The following is a 17745-nucleotide window of genomic DNA, read 5'->3' as shown; positions in this document are numbered from 1 at the left end:
ATTCGATGTCGACTACGTGGACTACCACTAAGGCGGCCGTCATGATGAAAAACCCAGCGCATCCAGGGGAGGTCCTCCGTGAAGAGGTCCTCAGGGACTTGGGTCTGTCCGTCAATCAGTGTGCCGAAGCTTTAGGGGTCTCCAGGGTTTCCCTCAGTCGAGTGCTAAACGCCAGAGCAAGCCTCTCACCACAGCTTGCTCTGCGGCTCGAAACAGCGGGACTCGGCAGTGCGCGGATGTGGCTGGACATGCAAAGCGCATGGGATCTTGCCCAATTGCGAGAAACCGGTCTGCCCGCTGTGTCAAGGCTCGGGCACGACGTCTCATCGAGAGCCCAGTAACGGCGGGGGCGCCAGCCCTCATCATTTGGCGCAGCCAACGAGCCAAATGCGCCATTGTGTCGGATACTGGGATGGTGTCAGTTTTACGCGTCGTACTCGCCGATGACCATCGGCTGACCGCTAGCGCCCTGTCCGACTCTCTGCGCGGTCACGGGGTCGATGTGGTGGCGGTAGTTCACTCACCTCCGGATGCGCTCGACGCTGTCGCCACACACCGCCCGGACGTGCTGGTGACTGATTTAGACATGGGTCCTGGCCCCAGCGGGCTCGACGTGGCGTTGAAGGTGAAACAGACGATGGCGAGGATTGGGGTAGTGGTGCTCACCGCCTATGAGGACCCGAAACTGGTGGCTGCGGCAATGCCACAGGTCCCGCCGGATGTGGTGTATCTGGTGAAGCAACGGGTGAGTGAGGTGCAGGAGCTGCTCATGGCCGTGCGCACCGCCCATCTCTTTGCGACCGGCGAGGCGAGACCTCCCAAAAAAGCCACCCGTTTTGACCTGACCACCTCTCAAGCCGCACTGTTGCGTCTAGTCTCCCAGGGGCTTTCCAACCAGGCGATTGCCGACGAGCTCCAACTCACCCTGGGTTCAGTGACTGTGGGCATTAACCGCTTGGCCAAGAAGTTCGGGGTCTCCGGCGACGATTCAACAAATGTTCGAGCGACCCTCAGCCAGCGATACTTTGACTATGTCGGTTTCCAACGAGAGTCTTAGGCTCCGTGTTGGTCCGGGGCTGATAGGCGGTCGCTACGCTTTTTCACCGCTGCTGTTACTGGCCTCTGCTCCAATACTCATCCTCGGTTTTGCCGCGACGGAGGTATCGCCGGCCACCACAGATCTGTGGTGGGCCTATGCCGTGGTGGCGCTGCTCGGACAGCTGGTCCTCGCCGCGGTGTTCGCTGTCGCGGCCACCGCGCTCTCTTTCGGTCCCACAGGACAGAGCCACCCGTGGTGGTTGGTACTCGGGGTGTATGTCGTGGCCGGACAGCTTCGGGTCATTGTGCTCATTTTTGGACTGGACCTCTTCGGGTTACCCAACGACGTTCCCTACACCGCACGCGTAGTGACCTCGAGCCTCCTCATTCCGCTCGCTTTTGGCTTTGGTAGTTATGCGCTGGCCGCGTTGGCACAGTACCGGGAGGCGCGGGAAAAGCTGATCAATAGTCTCGTCACCGCGACGGCCGAGATGGATCGCCAGCGGGTTGCCGTGCACTCACTGCGTGAGGGTGTGCTCTCGGGTGTCGAGGAAGAAGTCACGGAGGCGAATAAGGAAACCCAGGACGCTCTGGTCAAGTTAGAAGCCCATATTGCGAGCGGCACCGATGTGCGTCCCGAACTCCAAGAGCTCCTCGAACAATCCGATCGACGCTGGCGCCGAATAAGCCACGACACCTGGAACCGGGCGTCGATTTCTGTCCCACGGCCTGGCCTGTGGGAAGTACTGGACGTCCTGGCCAAAAGTAAACCGGTTTATCTTCTGGGGTTAGCGTTGTCGGCGATCTTCCTTTTCGCCCTGGTTCTCGCGCGGGCACTAGATTTCTGGCCCGCGGTGTTTTGGACCCTGCTGTGGATGGTCGTTGTCATCCCGATGGGTTGGGCGGTCAATGAGATCGGCGCGAGGCTCTCCTCCGGCGAAGCCCTCGCGTCACTGCTTGGACTCGTCGCACTGCTCAGCGTCGGTGCCTTGTTTCTGGTCCACCCCGACCTCGGTGATGCGGCGGCACGCGGGGCATTTACCATCCACATCACCAATGTGTTGACCGCGTTAATCATCGGTTTTGCGCCCTCTCTCGTGCGCAATCAGGAGCTTGTCCTCGAGGCGCTGCAAAAGAGACTCGATCAATCGACGATTGATCGCATTCGTATCGAGAGCGAACTCGTCGCCGTGGGTCAACAGGTCGCCAGTCGCCTGCACGCTAACACCCGCGGGGAGTTTCTCGCCCGTGTGTTACGCCTGCAAAGCGCCTTAGATCGAAACGACACACAGGGCGCGCTGAAGGCGGTTCGCGCACTACACGACTCCCTCACCCATCAGGTGCTCCCGGGTGAGCAGCCGGGCAACGAGGAGCTCTTGGCGTTTTTGGATAACTGGCGAGGGTTTGTCGACATCGAGCACAACGTGTCCGAGCTTGAGGTGCCAGAAGCCCTGCGCGCCCCGCTCAGCACTCTGGTCATGGAGGCGGTCGCAAACGCCATTCGACACGGAGCTGCCCGGCGGATTCGAATCACCGTCGCCCCCGAGGGTGACGACTGGGTTCTCACGGTCAGTAACGACGGCGAGGCTACATCCAAAGAGGTGCGCACCCCCGGGGTGGGCACCAATGTATTGGACGGGCTCACCGAGGGCCACTGGTCGCTGGAGCACGACCCCTCTGGTCTCACCACGCTTACCGCCCGCCTGCAGCCCTAGGCCTCCTAGCCCTACACTGTCTCCATGGCTACTCTCGCCGATGTTGCCCAGAGTGCGGGTGTGTCGAAGTCCACCGCCTCCAGGGCGCTCTCTGGGCAAGGCTCAGTCTCGACTGACACGAAGAAGCGTGTCGCCGAGGCGGCCAAGGCGCTCGGCTTTGTCGCCTCCAGCGCGGCGGAGTCACTGGCCACGGGGCGCTCGCGCAACATTGCCGTGGTGACGCCGTTTGTCAATCGTTGGTTCTACAGCGAAGTCATCGACGGTGTGGAGGCGGCGTTAATCGGCGCCGGATACGACCTCACCCTGTACCGATTGAGTGATGATCGCCTTCAGCGCCAACAACTCTTCGACTACTTTCTGGTCCGAAAAGGTGTCGACGCGGTCATCGCCCTGACCCTGTTTGTCACCGATGAAGAGGTCGCCCGGTTGGACGCGCTCGGTAAGCCGATTGTGGGAATTGGGGGCCGCATTCCCGGAGTTTCGACCTACTTCATCGATGATCGCGAGGTCGCCCGTAAGCAAACAGAGCACCTGATTGGCCTGGGCCACACCAAACTGATGCATTTTGGCGGCGATCAAGACCAGCAGTTGGACTTCGAGGTCCACTCTCGGCGACTCCAAGGCTTCCGAGATGCCCTGGAGCGGGCCTCGATCGCCGTGGGACAGGATTTTGCCGCCTGCGAAGTCTCCGTGGCGGGGGGTTTTGATCGCGCAATGCGCGTTCTCGCCGATCCCGGCTCGAGGCCCACCGGCATTGTCGCCGTCAGTGACGAGGTGGCCATCGGTGTGATCTCTGCCGCCTACAAATTGGGGCTTCGAATCCCCGATGACCTCTCGGTGATCGGCCTCGATGGCCACCCCATGGGTGAGGCCTTTGGCCTCACCACGATGGTCCAACACGTCTCCCGGCAGGGAGCAATGGCGGTCTCGCAGGCCCTGGCGCTACTGGGTGGCCTCGGCCTAGAAGAAGAAAGCGACCTCGCGATGGCGCTACCGGTCGACCTTAAAGTGCGACACTCGACCGCCCCAGCCCCTCACTGATCGAGGCAGCGGTGAGAGCTCGTCGCTATGCCGGCATCGAGTGCAAGACCAGCAGGCCCGTGTGGATGGCGGCGATCAGCAGATTGCTGATCACGACTGGGTTTGTCAGTACCCGTACAGTGAACGCCGAGAGCACTTTATAGGCAATCTGTATCGCCAGCAGGGTGATGATGCCAGGCTCCAGTGGCCACAACAGGAACAAAATCGAGGCGGCGAGGATTGCCAGATACTGCGCCATCACGATGCCCCGGGCGGGGGTGGCCTGGCCAAACGCCCTCACCGTCCACTTCGCCCCGACGGTGAGCGAGGCGATTACAGGAACGAGTACGGCGATATTGAGCCACAGGGCTACCAGCAAAACGGTCATACCCAGCAGTCTAGATTGCTCGGGCTCACGGGATGTGGCAGTGACGACACCCGATGGCCCTCACCCTATGCGCACCCTCTTGTGCTCCAGTATCCGGCCCGTCGTGAACTGACACACTGGGGGTATGACAAAAGTCACCATTGTGGGCGCCGGATCGGTCGGCACAGCAAGTGCCTTCGCCCTATTGCACGCGGGACGCGTGGATGAGATTTGTCTCTACGACATTGATGTGGACAAGGTGCGCGCCGAGATCGCTGATTTATCTCACGCGGCCGCAGTGGGCAGCGGTGTGACCTTCAGCGGCGGTCACCGCCCCGATGTGACCGCGGGCAGTGATGTGTTGGTGATTACGGCGGGAACAAACCGGGCCCCCGGCCAAACCCGCTTGGAGTTGGCGGAAAAAAATACCTCCCTGGTGGTGAACATTGCCAAAGACCTCATGGCTCAATCGCCGGAAGCCGTCATCGTCGTGGTGACAAATCCCTGCGATGTGGTGGCCACCATCGCCCAGGGCGCACTGGCGCTGCCGCCCTCGCGGGTAATCTCCTCCGGCACGCTTCTCGACACGGCTCGATTGCGCTCGGTGCTGGCGGGTCGGATGGGCGTGTCACCCGGATCTGTCTCGGCGTGGGTATTGGGCGAGCACGGTGAGAGCCAATTTGTTCTCTGGTCTGAGGCGAGCATCGCCGGGGTGCCCCTTGGCGCATGGCAGGGACCAGGCGGAGCCCTCAGTGCAGCCGATCAGGAAGAGATCGCTCGGAGCGTCCGTGACGCGGGCAAAGAAGTCATCGAAGGAAAAGGTGTGACCAACTGGGGGATTGGGCAGTCGGTTGCCCGAATCGTTCGGGCGGTCGTGACGGACGAACACCACGTGTTGCCGGTCGCGACCGTGTTAAACGGCTACCAGGGCATTTCCGGCGTGGCCGTCAGTGTGCCCCACCTGGTCAACCGCCACGGTGCCCACCCGGTCGCGATGTGGCAGATGGACTCCGCCGAGAGAGACCACCTGGTGGCCAGTGCCCGAGAGGTCGAGCAGTCCGTCTCCGGTGTAGGCGTGCCCCCCACAGCCGATCGACAGTAAACCGTCATCTGGTGAGTCCACTCGCCACGCACGCCAGGACTTGCTAGATTTACCCGTGGACATGGTGATGGTGTTCATGGTGGTCCATCCACAGTGCTGACAAACAGGATGGGACTAATGAAAGACAAAGAATCAAGTGACGCGCGTCGCGCGTTTGATTATCAAGAGCGCTGGCACGGCTGGGGTTCACCCGTAGGGCTGGGAATTTTTCTCCTCAGTGTCTCGGGCGGACTGTTTCTGTTCTTCACCGGGGTGGGCGTGCTAGTGGCCAACCTCGAGAGCCTGCCGCAGTAGTAACAACCGGGTGGGGCGCGAGGCCCCACCCGGTCTCTGCCCGACCCGTGACGAGTGCAGCGGGTCGGTGGTCTGTGTGAGGTCTAAAGCTCGGAAATGTGTCGCTTCATCCACACGAGCTGGAGCAGTGCGCTCGCGAGGAACAGTGTGATGAAGGCTTCCCACAGGTTGGTGGTGAATGACCAAATGGCGACCACCGCGAGCACAATATTTGCTGAAGTCCACAACCATCGGGTGCGTGCCACGGCGCGACGTTGCTGCTCTCGCGCTGTTTCTGGTTCGGTGGGCTCGAAATCACTCACCCCGTCGCTCCCAGGCGAGAGAGTGTGGTGACAGCGAATAGTGGGCGCACACCACGAGTCTAAGTGCTCTGCCCGCCAAAAACCCTGCCCCCGGTGTGGCCAGAGGGTTGCCAGCGGGGCATCCACCACGCCCGAGTGGGGCGTGTGAAATACCGGGTTTGTGACCCCACGCACTGCATAATTAATGTGGAAATGGTTTATTGCGACGTGTACCGGGGCACAAGCGAGTGTGGTCTCGCTTCCCATTGCTGTCCCACAGGACGTCGCTGTCTCGTAGGACGGCACTGGGCCACTCGGAGGCGAATCCGATCCTGCGGAGTGCTGGCATGAGGGGGAGTGTTGCCACTGTCCGTGAACGGGTAGGGGGGCGCTTCGCGTTTTCCTGGGTGATGGTTGCGGGCACCCTGCCATTTTTGCTCGTCGGTCTTGTCGTCACTGAATTGCCACCCTCGCAGTGGTTCGTTGATGGTCCCGCAGTAGCGCTCGTGGCCCTTGCCGCCCACGGCGTGATCGCGATCGGTTTTCTGGTGGGTCGAGCCATCTGGCGTCCCGGCAGACAGGAGCGTCCCATCGAGCTGTGGAAATTGGTGCTGTGGTTTGTGCTCATCGCCGAGATTCGCGTCGCCGTTTTGGTGTGGGGGCTCGACTGGGTCGGCACCGATTACGACATCCCACTGTGGTCGCGGATAGTGACCTCTGGCTTGCTATTACCACTCACGTTCCTCTTTAGCGCCTACTCGCTGGAGTCGATGGCGCGCTACCGGGAAGCGCGAAAAAAGCTCATTGAGTCGATTGTGGAAGCCGAGTCGTTTCTCGAGCGCCAAGCCGACGCCGTCGGGTCCTTGCGCGATGCCTTTTTAGGCTCGCTCGATCAGAAAATTTCGGCGGCCAACGAAGAAACGGTCAAACAGGTCAACGACCTCGCCCAGCGCATTAGTGACGGTGAGGACACCAGACCCGAGCTCCAGACGCTTCTCGAGCGCGCAGACTCCAGATGGCGCTCGATTAGCCACAGTGCGTGGCGGGAGGCGCGGATCAATGTCCCCGCGACCGGCGTGAAAGAATTTATCGACACGATGGCGCGTTCCCGGCCACTGAGCTCTCTCGCCATCATCGCGGCATCGGTATTTATCTTCTCGCTCGGGTTGGGACGAACTCTTCCGCTCGTCACCGCGATTGCCACAGCACTGGGTTGGCTGATCGTGATGCTCGCGGCGGTGTGGGTGGTCAACGAGCTTTCAGCCCGGGCCAAGGGCCTCGCCCCACTGGTCTTCGCTCTGGGGGTCATCGGATTGGGCGCGGTGGGCCTCGGGTTTTATGCGATACCGGGTGCCAGTCCAGAGCAGGTCTCGGGTGCGTTCGGTCTGCACATCAGCGTGGTCGTCACTTCGCTGCTGATCGGCCTTGGACCGGCGCTTGCCGAGAATCAGCGCCTGGTCACCGAAGCCCTCGCTCGACACCTCGACCAGGCCAGCATCCGTCGGCTGCGCGTGGAAGGGGAATTGCTGGTGGTCGCGAGGAAAGTCGCGGGGCGGCTGCACTCCGAGACCCGGGGCTCTTTCCTCGCCCATATTTTGAACCTGCAGCGGGCACTGGAACAGTCCGACACCCAGCAGGCCCTCGAAGAGATCGGCCGCATTCAACACACTCTCGCGCAGGGGCAGTTGGCATCGAGTGTCGAGACCAATCGCTCCGAGATTCAGGCTTTTCTCGCGAATTGGCGCTCTTTGGTCAACATCGACTCGAACCTTCACACGACGAAGATTCCCGAGACCATCCGAGAGACCGTCTACGCGATCGTGATGGACGCCGTAGCGGATGCGGTGCGACACGGCGGCGCCGACTGGGTCGAAATTTCGCTGGAGACGGGCGCTGACTCTTCGGTGTTGTCGGTCGTGAACAACGGCACCCTCGAGGACACCGCCCCACCGGGTCTCGGCAGTGCTCGGCTCGACCAGTGGGCGCCCGGCTCGTGGTCGCGCCAGGTCGACGTGTTGGGCTTTGTGAGGCTGAGAGTACACCTCACGCACGAATCGGCCACGACGAGCTAGTCCCACCCGGTTCTGGCCAGTGTGCGCCATGGCGACCGGTCGTGTGCTGAAGTGGCTGTGTGCTGAAGTGGCTGTGTGCTGAAGTGGCTGTGTGTTGTAGTCGGTGTGCGCTCCAGCGGGTGTGTGAGTGCGTGAGGGGGTCGCTCGGTGGGTGACCCCCTCACGACCCAGGGTTACTTGCTCTGTTGGGGGATGTCCGCGGGGTCGAGAGTGCCCCCGTTGTCGGCCGCCGCTTCGAAGGCGGGGAGGTGGGACTCGTCGGAGGCGCGTCGAAGATTCTCGAAGACCTCGATGAGCCGTTCGTCTGTGGCCTGTGCGATGAGTTCATCGTAGAGCTCGACGTTGGCCACCTCACCGACAGCCCAGGCCTCAGCGGCTGTCTCTAAGTCGGCGGGAGCGGCGATCAATCCGAGGTAGGGGTTTTCTGCCGGAGTGTCGACTCCCATCCGATCGAGCTGTCGCACGAGGGCCTCAGCGTGGCGGGCCTCGGCGGCTTTGATGGTGGCGTAGGGCTCTACTTGCCCGAACTCGTCGAGTACCGCCTGATAGCTCGCCAGGGCCGCGTATTCACCCTCTGGACCCATCAGGGCCTCCCATGCCAGTGCCGCATCCGTGTCTGATTCCGGTGCGCCGATGGTCCAATCCGGCAGTGCGGAGGCGTCCGCAGCGTCTGGGGTTTGGCTATCTGGGCTTACCTCGGTGGGCGATGTCTCAGAGCCGTTTTGCTCGCTCGGCTCCGGTGTCGTGCTGGCCGATTGGCACCCGCCCAGAACCAAGACGGCAAGAATGCCCATGGCGGGGAGTGTGGCTCGGCGTGTCCATTGTGTTGTCATGTTCTGCACGCTACTGCCCGCGGTGGTCGATCATCGGCCGCCCAGGCGACCTCTTAGGGTCTTACGAGCAATTGCTTTGACACTTCATAGGAAAGGCCAAGAATGGGTCCTAGTGAGTGAAGACTTTTCCGGGGTTTAACAAGCCCTGAGGGTCAAACAGCGACTTGATGTCTCGTTGCAGTTGCCACTGGTCGTCGCCCAATTCGTCGACCAACCAACGCCTTTTGAGAAGCCCGACACCGTGTTCGCCGGTGAGGGTTCCCCCCAGGGCGATCGCGCGGCGAAACAGATCATCCGCGGCGTCCCAAATGTGTTCCGGGACGACGTCGCCCTGGACAATGAAATTGGGGTGCAAGTTGCCGTCGGCGGCGTGGGCGACAGTCGGAATTTCCACGCCGTGTTGGATTTCGATGGCGCGTATTTCCTGAAACATCGCTCCCAGCTGTGAGCGGGGGACTGACACGTCCTCGATCAACACCTGCCCCAACTTCTCCATCGCGGGGTGCATAGAGCGGCGCAGGTGTAAGAGAGCCTCTGCTTCGGGTCCGGGTCCAGACGTCTTGACCACTCCACCGGCCTGCTCGCACAGGCTCGCAAACAGGGCGATTTGTTCTGTCGCATCCGAAGCGTCAGCTTGGGCGATGAGTAAGACCTCGCCCTCCTCGGGGGGCCCGAGGTCCAAATACTCGTGAATGTGTCGGAGCGAAATCGAATCAATCAGCTCCATAATTGCTGGGGTGTGACCACCGCCGGTGATCGCCTGGCAGGCCCGGGTGGCGTGGCCAATGTCATCAAAACGCGCCGACAACGTCGATACCGGGTGCGCGGAGATCGGCAAAAGCTTGACGGTTGCCTCGACAATCACGCCGAGCAAACCCTCGGAGCCGATAAACAGGCCGGTGAGGTCAAACCCGGTCACACCTTTTACACTGCGATGCCCGGTGCGAATTAGCCGGCCATCGGCGAGTACGACGGTGAGCTCCAACACCGATTCCCTGGTCACTCCGTACTTGGCGCAGAGTAGACCCCCCGCGTTCGTGGCAATATTTCCGCCCACCGTCGACCACTGCCGACTGGCGGGATCGGGGGCAAACCACAATCCGTGTTCACCAGCTGCCGCGAGCAGATCACTGTTGATCACCCCGGCTTGGACACGCGCAAGGCGATCCTCCACCGAGATTTCCAGAATGTGGTTCATTCGCTCCAGCGACAACACGATCTCACCGGACTGACCAATCGCTCCACCCGCCAAACCACTGCCCCCGCCACGGGTCACCACGGGAATGTGGTGGGTGTGGGCAAAGCGCATCACGTCGCGAACACCGTCAATCTCCGTGGCAAAGACCACCGCGAGGGGTTGACTGTCACTGATGTGCCCCGACTTATCGGCTTGGGCAGCCTGGAGAGCGTCAGGTGAGACGTCGACCACGACGCCAGAAATACGCCGGAGCGCGTTCACCCAGTCTGTTGACGACACCCTTTTAGAGTAGCGGCCGCCTGGTGAACAAAGGCTAATCGCCCCGGTCGGAATGATGGTGACCTCGTTGGTCGGGAGGCGGATTTCTCGCCACAAATACCCACAACGCAAGCCCCAGGGTCAAGAGTGCGGTGGCGACGAACGCGACGACCCAGTCATTGTCCGGTAGGGCGTCTCTGGTTTGGACGACCAGAAAAAACGCGACCAGATAAGCAAACACCAGGATTCGATTGCGCACAGCCCCAGAGTAGGTGAGGCGTCAGAAAAACACCGCAGGGTAAAGGCCGATATTTCCCCTATGGGTACGCTGGGCGCCATGAATTCGACACCTCATCACCTGGTGACCCTCACGCCGGCCCCCTCATGGGACATCACCTACTCGCTCACACAACTGGACCCTGGCCTGGTCCACCGGGCTCAGACCACGACGAGAGAATTTGCCGGCAAGGGAGTAAATGTGTCCCGGGCGCTCGCTCTTGCCGGTATTTCTGCGCCCGCAGTGGTGCCCCTCTCCCCGGCTGACCAGGCAGGGGTAGCCGGTGGTCCCGGCCTCGTTGCCGTTGACGTTGAGGCGGAGCTTCGCACCAACGCCACCGTTGTTGAATCGGGCGGACAAACGACAAAGATCAACCAGGCCGCCTCGCACGTGTCTGCCCGTGAGTGGCGCTCGCTGGTCCGGCGCACCGCGGAGCTGGTAGCGGGTGATCACGGCTCGTGGGTGCTGGTCTCGGGGACAATTCCGGAATCCGGTGCGAGCGCGGCTGAGCGTGTCTCCACGTTCATGGACAGCGTGGGCCCCGATACCCGTATCGCGGTGGATACGTCAGGAGAACCACTCACCGTATTCGCGCGTTCGGGCCGGGTGGACCTGATTAAGCCAAATGTGAGTGAACTGGCAGGGTGTGTGGGCCGGGCCCTTGCCACATTGGGTGAGGTCGTCGACGCTGCCCAGGAGGTCGTCGGCTGGGGGGTCGAGACCGTGCTGGTTAGCTTGGGCTCCCAGGGCTTCCTCGCGGTGACGGGGGAGCAACAGTTCTGGGCGCGTAGCGCACCGGTCACCGCGGTGAACACGATTGGCGCCGGTGACGCCAGCGTTGCCGGGTTCTTTCGCTCTCTTCTCTCCGGCTCCTTTTCGCTCGCCGATTCGGTGACCACAGCCGCGGCGTGGGGTGCTCTTAAAGTGACTCAACCAGGATCGCAATTGCGAACTCTTGAGCCTCTGCCGACCGTGTCGGTCAGTGAACAGATTCAGGCTGACCAGCCCGTTACCTCAGACTAGTTCTCCCGCACTGCAGAGCTCTGCAGTGTTTTTTTGTGGCAATAAATGTTGTTTTGTGTGGTTTTGTGTTACCTTCGTTGGAATTCGAGGGGATACCCGGTAAGGAATCAACAAAGATGTTGGCTGAAGAGCGTCGATTAATGATCGTCGATTGGACTCGCACCGATGGGCGCCTGGACGCCTCAGAAGCGGCTAATCGACTCAACGTGGCAACCGAAACGGTCCGTAGGGATCTCGATGTTCTTGAGCGAAGAGGAGTTCTTCGCCGCGTACACGGCGGGGCGATTGCCCTGGAGCGCTTCACCCACGAATACACAATTCCGGAGCGGGAAAACTTAAACCCGGATGCGAAGCGTCGCATCTCGGAAACGGCTGCTCGCTACCTACCGGAGCAGGGGTGTGTGTTTGTGGACGGGGGGACCACAACCGAATTCTTGGCCCCCGCCCTCCGTGGGAAGCCAAACCTCCTCGTGGTCACCAATAACATCCGTCTCGTGCACCGCATCGGTGACTCCGAGACGAGGGTCCACATGTTGGCCGGGACTGTTCGCCCGACCAGTCTGAGTTCGATCGGGCCGCGAACAACAGCAGACCTGGAAGACCTCAACGCCGTGGTGGCATTCATCGGCGCAAACGGAGTCTCTCAAGGCCTGCGCATGACCGCTTTCGACACCGATGAAGCGATTGTCAAGAAGAAAATGATCGCCAACGCGGAGGAAAGCATTCTCCTGGTGGACAACAGCAAATTTGGATCCACATACCCCGCGAGCTTTGGCCACGCCGGGGAAATGGACCGAGTGGTGTGTGATTTGGACACCGATATCCACTATGTCGAACGGCTCAACGCTGAAGGCACCGAAGTAGTGCTCGCATGAGAGCGCTCACACAAGTTTCGTCACCACCCGCGGTGGCGAAAACACCAAAACTCCTTGAGAGGTGGAGCTTGTTCTCCCGCTTCACCCCTCTTGGGGCTCTTGGTGTGAGTCCTAATCCCTCAACGGAAGGTTCAGTTTATGTCTGAGTTCATCCCGAGCGGGGGCGGCAGCCACACAGGCTGGCGAGCTTCACTGCAGAAGCTCGGAGGCAACCTTGCAGGAATGGTGATTCCGAACATCGGAGCATTCATTGCCTGGGGTCTCCTCACCGCCCTCTTCATCCCCACCGGCTGGCTGCCCAACGAAAGTTTCGCCAGCATGGTCGGTCCGATGATCCTCAACCTGTTGCCGATTCTGATCGGTTACACCGGTGGTCGCATCGTCCACGGGCAGCGCGGTGCGGTGATTGGTTCCATCGCCACTGTCGGTGTCATCGTCGGAACCGATATCCCCATGTTCCTCGGCGCCATGATTATTGGTCCGCTGTTGGCATGGATCCTCAAGCAAATCGACAAGGTTCTCGACCCGATTACCCCTCCGGGCTTCGAGATGCTGATCGGCAACTTCTCACTGGGCATCGCCGGAATGCTGGGCGCCATGCTCGGCTACCTGGCCATTGGGCCCACGGTGAGTGCCATCAGCACTGTTCTCGGTAATGGTGTGCAATGGATGGTGGACAACTCTCTGCTTCCGATTGCGTCGCTCATCGTGGAGCCGGCCAAGATCCTCTTCCTCAATAACGCCATCAACCACGGCGTGTTGGCCCCACTGGGTGTTGTGGAAGCCGAAGAAACAGGCAAATCAATCCTGTTCATGCTGGAGACCAACCCCGGACCGGGTCTAGGAATCCTGGTGGCCTTCTGGCTCGCCGGACCCAAGATTCTCCGTGGTTCTGCACCCGGTGCCATCATCATTCACTTCCTGGGCGGTATTCACGAGATTTACTTCCCCTACGTGCTGATGAAGCCACAGGTCATCCTTGCCGCGATCCTCGGAGGTGCGACCGGTGTCGCGACCTTCATGGTCACCGGCGTTGGACTGGTCGCGACTCCGTCGCCCGGCTCAATTTTCGCCTACCTTGCCGTGACACCACAGGGTGATCACCTGGGTGTGCTGCTGGGAATTGTTCTCTCAGCGGCCGTATCGTTCGTCGTCGCATGGTTCTTGCTGCGCCTGTCCAAGTCGGATGCGTCCGACGCGGACTTTGAAGAGGCAAAAGCCAAGAGCGCCGCGATGAAAACGGGCGGAAAGTAACAATGGCGGAAATATCGGCTGCTGACGTGAAGCACATTGTGGTCGCCTGTGAGGCTGGTATGGGTTCCAGCGTCATGGTGGCCAAACAGTTGGCGAAGCAGTTGAAACCTCAGGGAATCACTGTGACGCACGCTCCCGTCAACCAACTCGCGGACACGCCACACGAGATTGTTCTCGTGCACCGTGGCCTGTCGGCTCGGGCCAAACAGGCAGTACCCGAGTCCGTGGTGGTCATCTTTGACATGTTCTTGGGTGATCTCAACATGGCGAAAATGGTGGGGACGCTGCAAAGCGGAGGTGTCGTCACCGATGGGTGACCTCCTGCAGACGGCCGGTATATCGCTCGATGCCACGGCCTCCTCGAGAGAGGAGGCCGTGCGCATCTGCGGCGACCTGTTAGTGACACTGGGGGCGGTAAGCCGCGAGTACGCCGAGGCCATGTGGGAGCGCGAGCTGCTGTTTCCCTCCGAAATCGGTGGCGGTTTCGCAATCCCTCACGGTACTGACCAGTCGCGACAGTACGTGCACTTTGATCAACTGGTATTTGTTCGATTCGAGCAACCGTTCACCTGGCTGAACGAAGAAGTCCAGGCCTGTGTGGGAATCGCCTCAGCGGGCGATGGTCACGTGGAGTTGCTGGGAAACCTGGCAGAGCTGTTAATGGACGACGAATCCCGAACCGTCCTCCTGACCTCCCACGACGCGGACACAATCCGCGACCTACTCGTTTCTGGAAGGAGTGCATCATGAAAGCCGCCATCTATCGGGGACCTGAAGACCTCAGTGTGGAAACGGTCGCGTCCCCGGAAGTGGGACCCCACGAAGCGAAAATGCGCGTGCACGCCTGCGCCACCTGCGGCACCGACGCCAAAATTTTTCACCACGGACACCCCCGTCTTGAGCCCCCACAAATCATCGGCCACGAGATTGCCGGAGAAATCATCGAAGTGGGCGACCAGGTTCACGGCTTAGCCATAGGCGACCGCGTCCAAGTCATCGCCGCTGTTCCCTGCGGTGAATGCTGGGCGTGTAAGGCCGGCCGAATGGGCATCTGCATCAACCAAACGTCAATGGGTTACCAATACCCGGGTGGTTTTGCCGAAGAGATGATCATCCCCCACGAAGTCTTGACAGTCGACGGCGTGAACCACATTCCCGACCACGTCAGCTACGACGAAGCCTCCGTCACCGAACCGCTTGCCTGTGCACTAAACGCCCAATCGCTGGTCAACGTCGGACCCGGTGACACTGTCCTCGTGATGGGGGCTGGCCCCATCGGCTGTCTGCACGTGCGCCTTGCGCGGGCTGCAGGAGCCGCCAAAGTATTCCTCGCCGACATCAACGGCGGTCGACTCGAGCTATCCCAAAATGTCGTTCACGCTGATCGCGCAGTGGACATGTCCGCCGAAGACCTCGGCCAGATCATGGTGGACGAAACTGATGGAATTGGGCCCAGCGTGATCATCACCGCGGCCCCCTCTGGTGCTGCTCAAGAGCAAGCCCTGGAAATCGTCGCCCCCGGTGGTCGCGTGAGCTTCTTTGGCGGGTTGCCCAAAGATAAGCCGATGATTTCTGTGGATTCGAACGTCGTTCACTACCGTGAACTGATCATTGCGGGCGCTAATGGGTCGAGCCCCGCTCAAAACCGTGAAGCTCTCGGGCTCATTGCCAGCGGCGCTGTTCCTGTCGCCGATCTCATCACCCACCGCCTGCCACTCGACCAGGTGCGAGAGGCCATTGCGGCGGTAACCTCGGGGGAGGCCATCAAGGTCGTTATTCGTCCAGGAGATCGCTCATGAGCCAGTATGTTCACCCGGTAGAAGTGCGTGACCCCATCGGCTTCCATGCGCGTCCGGTCGGCCAAGTGGTTGCGCAGATCAAAGCCTCCGGACTAGACGTCGTGATCCGCCGACCGGGCGAAGAGGGTGTGGTCGCCAACTCACCGCTTCGACTGCTCGCGATGAAGGTCAAAAGTGGCGAACAGCTTGAACTGGTAATCCCCGCTGAGGGTCCCGACGCCGAGGCGCTAGCCGTCGCTCTCGCAGAGGCCATCAACGCGGAAGCGCCCTAAGAGACACACCCATTCAGATGAACCCTTTCAGATGAACCCATCGCTTAGCGGAATTGGCATCGGTCGAGAGGCCGCAACCGGCCAGGTTCTGCGTTTTATTCGAGACCCCCGGGTGGATGAGGTGCGCAGCTCCTCACTCGGTGGTGAAGCGGAGGTGGCTGCGCTGAGGGAGGCCATCGAGGAGGCCGGGCATGACGTTCGGGCACAAGCCCAGGACGCCGATTCGGACACCGCCGCCATTCTCGAAGCCCTCCTGATGGTCATCGAAGATGATGAGTTGATCGTGATGGCGATGCCCCACGTAGAAAAGGGTGTTGACGCCGCCTCAGCGCTGTTTGGCGCACTCGATGATTTACACACCCTGATGGGTGACGACGAAGATTTCCAATCGCGTGTCGGAGACCTGCGCGGCATTGCGCGCTCCATTTCGACCCGGCTGAGAGGCCTCGAGGCCACCACCACCATTCCGCATACGGGGGAGTGGGTTGTGGTCGCGGAAGATCTGACCCCCCTGGACACCGCCCAATTCACCGACAGTGTGGTGGGGGTGGTCACCGAGTTTGGTGGACCGACCAGTCACACCGCCATTATTTGTCGGGCACGCAATATCCCCGCCGTGGTGAGTGTGGCGGGAGCCATGGATTTAACAGAGGGAGAGTGGGTCCTAGTGGACCCGGTAGGACACCGCGTGGTGGAAGGCGCTGACCTCAGTGTGGCGACGATGCCGATTAGTTTCATTCCCACCCTCGATGAACCCCTCATTATCGTGAGAGCCAATATCGGCTCCCTGGCTGATGCCCAGGCGGCGGGCGAGACGCCTGCCCGAGGAGTCGGATTATTTCGCACCGAAGTGCTCTACCTCGACCGGCAGAGTCAGCCCACAATGACGGAGCAGGCCAGCGAGCTCGCTGAAGTCTTCCGTGCCGCACCTGCGGGCACCATTATTGTGCGAACGATCGATGCGGGCAGCGACAAACCGGTGGCATTCCTGCCCGGAAAGAGTGAAGAAAATCCGGCACTGGGCGTGCGCGGTTTTCGTTTAGGCCGAGCCCACCCCGAATTTCAAGAAGACCAACTCCTCGCCATCAAAGCGGCGATTGACGCGACAGGGAGACACGTCCAAGTCATGGCCCCCATGATCTCTACGGTGGAAGAAGCCCAAGAGTTTCGGGAGATGGCGAAAAAGGCCGGCCTGCCGGAAGTAGGAATCATGGTCGAAACTCCGGCCATTGTCCCCATGATTTCGGATCTGGCGGGAATCGTGGATTTTGTGAGTATCGGCTCGAACGACCTGTCGCAATATCTTTTCGCTGCCGACCGGCAACACCCCGCAATGGGCGGCTTGGTTGACCCGTGGCAACCCGGTTTGCTCCGCACCATTGACACCATCGTTCAGCACGCCTCGCCGGCAGGAATCCCCGTGGGAGTCTGCGGTGAAGCCGGCTCCGATCCGCTCCTCGCGATCGTCCTGGCAGGCCTTGGCGTGTCCTCAGTGAGCGCTGCACCCTCCGCCGTGGCGGCAGTGCGAGACGCACTGAGCTCGCTCAGTAAGACGCAAGCACAAGAGATTGCCGGCGCGGTCATTGTCGAAACATCGGCGAACCGGGCCCGCGACGTCGCCACGGATGCCCTAGCGAGTGCCAGTCAATGAGCGATGACCCCTCCCCAGGCGGGCGCTCACCAGAGGAATCCAGGCGACTGGTGACAAAGTGGCGAATCGTCGGATGGGTGGTAGCCATATTGATGGTCGTTTTAGTGGCAGGCCCACAGGTCATCGAGCTGTTCTGAGCATAAAGAGCTGACCGTGATGGTGGGCGATACTGGGTTCGAACCAGTGACCTACGGGTTTACTACTTCCCTGTAAACACGCCTACATCGCCTTATTTACGGGGTTATAGGCCTCTACGTGTTAGCCTCGGGATACGACAAGAAACGACACTCGGGGAACGTGCTATCGCACGCTATCGCACGAAAAGGGGTCCAAAATGGCTACCGCAAAGACCAGGCGAAAAAAGGGCCGTCGAGAGTTCGGGTATATCCGACAACTACCCTCCGGCAAGTGGCAGG

Annotated in this window: 20 protein-coding genes; 15 read left to right on the top strand and 5 right to left on the bottom strand. The window is 60.8% G+C overall.

Going from position 1 to position 17745, the window contains the following annotated elements:
* Positions 1-5 precede the first annotated feature (5 nt).
* From RI518_RS06820 to RI518_RS06805, 4 genes are all read left to right on the top strand, one after another.
* Complete coding sequence (locus RI518_RS06820) at positions 6-341, top strand: HigA family addiction module antitoxin (protein WP_310689680.1); 336 nt, start codon at positions 6-8, stop codon at positions 339-341.
* A 71-nt stretch (positions 342-412) separates the two neighbouring features.
* Positions 413-1057 (top strand): response regulator transcription factor, encoded by a 645-nt coding sequence (locus tag RI518_RS06815; RefSeq protein ID WP_310689679.1) that lies wholly within the window; start codon positions 413-415, stop codon positions 1055-1057.
* Positions 1032-2753: a hypothetical protein gene (locus RI518_RS06810; protein ID WP_310689678.1), complete on the top strand. Its 1722-nt coding sequence runs from the start codon at positions 1032-1034 to the stop codon at positions 2751-2753. Before RI518_RS06815 ends, RI518_RS06810 begins: the two co-directional genes overlap by 26 nt.
* A gap of 24 nt (positions 2754-2777) precedes the next feature.
* Complete coding sequence (locus RI518_RS06805) at positions 2778-3794, top strand: LacI family DNA-binding transcriptional regulator (RefSeq protein ID WP_310672262.1); 1017 nt, start codon at positions 2778-2780, stop codon at positions 3792-3794.
* A 25-nt stretch (positions 3795-3819) separates the two neighbouring features.
* On the opposite strand, the gene RI518_RS06800 is transcribed toward RI518_RS06805, so the two are convergent.
* Positions 3820-4161 (bottom strand): hypothetical protein, encoded by a 342-nt coding sequence (locus RI518_RS06800; RefSeq protein WP_310672263.1) that lies wholly within the window; start codon positions 4159-4161, stop codon positions 3820-3822.
* Positions 4162-4285: 124 nt separating this feature from the next.
* Here RI518_RS06800 and RI518_RS06795 point away from each other — a divergent pair, with 124 nt between their 5' ends.
* On the top strand, positions 4286-5242 hold the full coding sequence (locus RI518_RS06795; RefSeq protein WP_310672264.1) for a lactate/malate family dehydrogenase: 957 nt from the start codon (positions 4286-4288) through the stop codon (positions 5240-5242).
* 117 nt (positions 5243-5359) lie between these two features.
* Positions 5360-5536 (top strand): hypothetical protein, encoded by a 177-nt coding sequence (locus RI518_RS06790; RefSeq protein ID WP_310672265.1) that lies wholly within the window; start codon positions 5360-5362, stop codon positions 5534-5536.
* 83 nt (positions 5537-5619) lie between these two features.
* Here the strand turns inward: RI518_RS06790 and RI518_RS06785 are convergent, their stop codons facing one another.
* The gene (locus RI518_RS06785) at positions 5620-5838 is read right to left on the bottom strand and encodes a hypothetical protein (protein ID WP_310689677.1); all 219 of its coding nucleotides are present in this window, start codon (positions 5836-5838) and stop codon (positions 5620-5622) included.
* 326 nt (positions 5839-6164) lie between these two features.
* Between RI518_RS06785 and RI518_RS06780 the strand changes: the two genes are divergently transcribed.
* The gene (locus RI518_RS06780; RefSeq protein WP_310689676.1) at positions 6165-7889 is read left to right on the top strand and encodes a hypothetical protein; all 1725 of its coding nucleotides are present in this window, start codon (positions 6165-6167) and stop codon (positions 7887-7889) included.
* Between the two features lie 173 nt (positions 7890-8062).
* On the opposite strand, the gene RI518_RS06775 is transcribed toward RI518_RS06780, so the two are convergent.
* The 3 genes from RI518_RS06775 to RI518_RS06765 all read right to left on the bottom strand — a co-directional run bounded on the left by RI518_RS06775 (position 8063) and on the right by RI518_RS06765 (position 10437).
* Positions 8063-8722: a hypothetical protein gene (locus RI518_RS06775; protein ID WP_310672268.1), complete on the bottom strand. Its 660-nt coding sequence runs from the start codon at positions 8720-8722 to the stop codon at positions 8063-8065.
* Between the two features lie 109 nt (positions 8723-8831).
* Entirely contained in the window at positions 8832-10199 is a 1368-nt protein-coding gene (locus tag RI518_RS06770; protein WP_310672269.1) for an FAD-linked oxidase C-terminal domain-containing protein, read from the bottom strand.
* A 34-nt stretch (positions 10200-10233) separates the two neighbouring features.
* A complete protein-coding gene (locus RI518_RS06765; RefSeq protein ID WP_310689675.1) occupies positions 10234-10437 on the bottom strand; it encodes a hypothetical protein in 204 nt (67 codons plus the stop codon).
* A gap of 78 nt (positions 10438-10515) precedes the next feature.
* Here RI518_RS06765 and RI518_RS06760 point away from each other — a divergent pair, with 78 nt between their 5' ends.
* From RI518_RS06760 to RI518_RS06725, 8 genes are all read left to right on the top strand, one after another.
* Entirely contained in the window at positions 10516-11478 is a 963-nt protein-coding gene (locus tag RI518_RS06760) for a PfkB family carbohydrate kinase (RefSeq protein ID WP_310689674.1), read from the top strand.
* A 65-nt stretch (positions 11479-11543) separates the two neighbouring features.
* Positions 11544-12353, top strand: coding sequence for a DeoR/GlpR family DNA-binding transcription regulator (locus RI518_RS06755; protein WP_310689673.1), 810 nt, complete (start codon positions 11544-11546; stop codon positions 12351-12353).
* A 222-nt stretch (positions 12354-12575) separates the two neighbouring features.
* Positions 12576-13607, top strand: a complete 1032-nt coding sequence (locus RI518_RS06750; protein WP_397428164.1) for a PTS transporter subunit EIIC — start codon at positions 12576-12578, stop codon at positions 13605-13607.
* A 2-nt stretch (positions 13608-13609) separates the two neighbouring features.
* Positions 13610-13924, top strand: coding sequence for a PTS lactose transporter subunit IIB (locus RI518_RS06745; protein ID WP_310672274.1), 315 nt, complete (start codon positions 13610-13612; stop codon positions 13922-13924).
* Complete coding sequence (locus RI518_RS06740) at positions 13917-14357, top strand: PTS sugar transporter subunit IIA (RefSeq protein WP_310689671.1); 441 nt, start codon at positions 13917-13919, stop codon at positions 14355-14357. Before RI518_RS06745 ends, RI518_RS06740 begins: the two co-directional genes overlap by 8 nt.
* Positions 14354-15406, top strand: a complete 1053-nt coding sequence (locus RI518_RS06735; RefSeq protein WP_310672276.1) for a zinc-dependent dehydrogenase — start codon at positions 14354-14356, stop codon at positions 15404-15406. The genes RI518_RS06740 and RI518_RS06735 overlap by 4 nt, the downstream gene beginning before the upstream one ends.
* Positions 15403-15678, top strand: a complete 276-nt coding sequence (locus RI518_RS06730; RefSeq protein ID WP_310672278.1) for an HPr family phosphocarrier protein — start codon at positions 15403-15405, stop codon at positions 15676-15678. Before RI518_RS06735 ends, RI518_RS06730 begins: the two co-directional genes overlap by 4 nt.
* A gap of 31 nt (positions 15679-15709) precedes the next feature.
* The gene (locus RI518_RS06725; RefSeq protein ID WP_310689670.1) at positions 15710-17329 is read left to right on the top strand and encodes a putative PEP-binding protein; all 1620 of its coding nucleotides are present in this window, start codon (positions 15710-15712) and stop codon (positions 17327-17329) included.
* Positions 17330-17745: the final 416 nt, after the last annotated feature.

Source organism: Pontimonas sp., assembly GCF_031581085.1.
Taxonomy (GTDB): domain Bacteria; phylum Actinomycetota; class Actinomycetes; order Actinomycetales; family Microbacteriaceae; genus Pontimonas.
The sequence above is the reverse complement of the archived record's forward strand: the minus strand, read 5'-3'. Positions and strand labels throughout refer to the sequence as shown.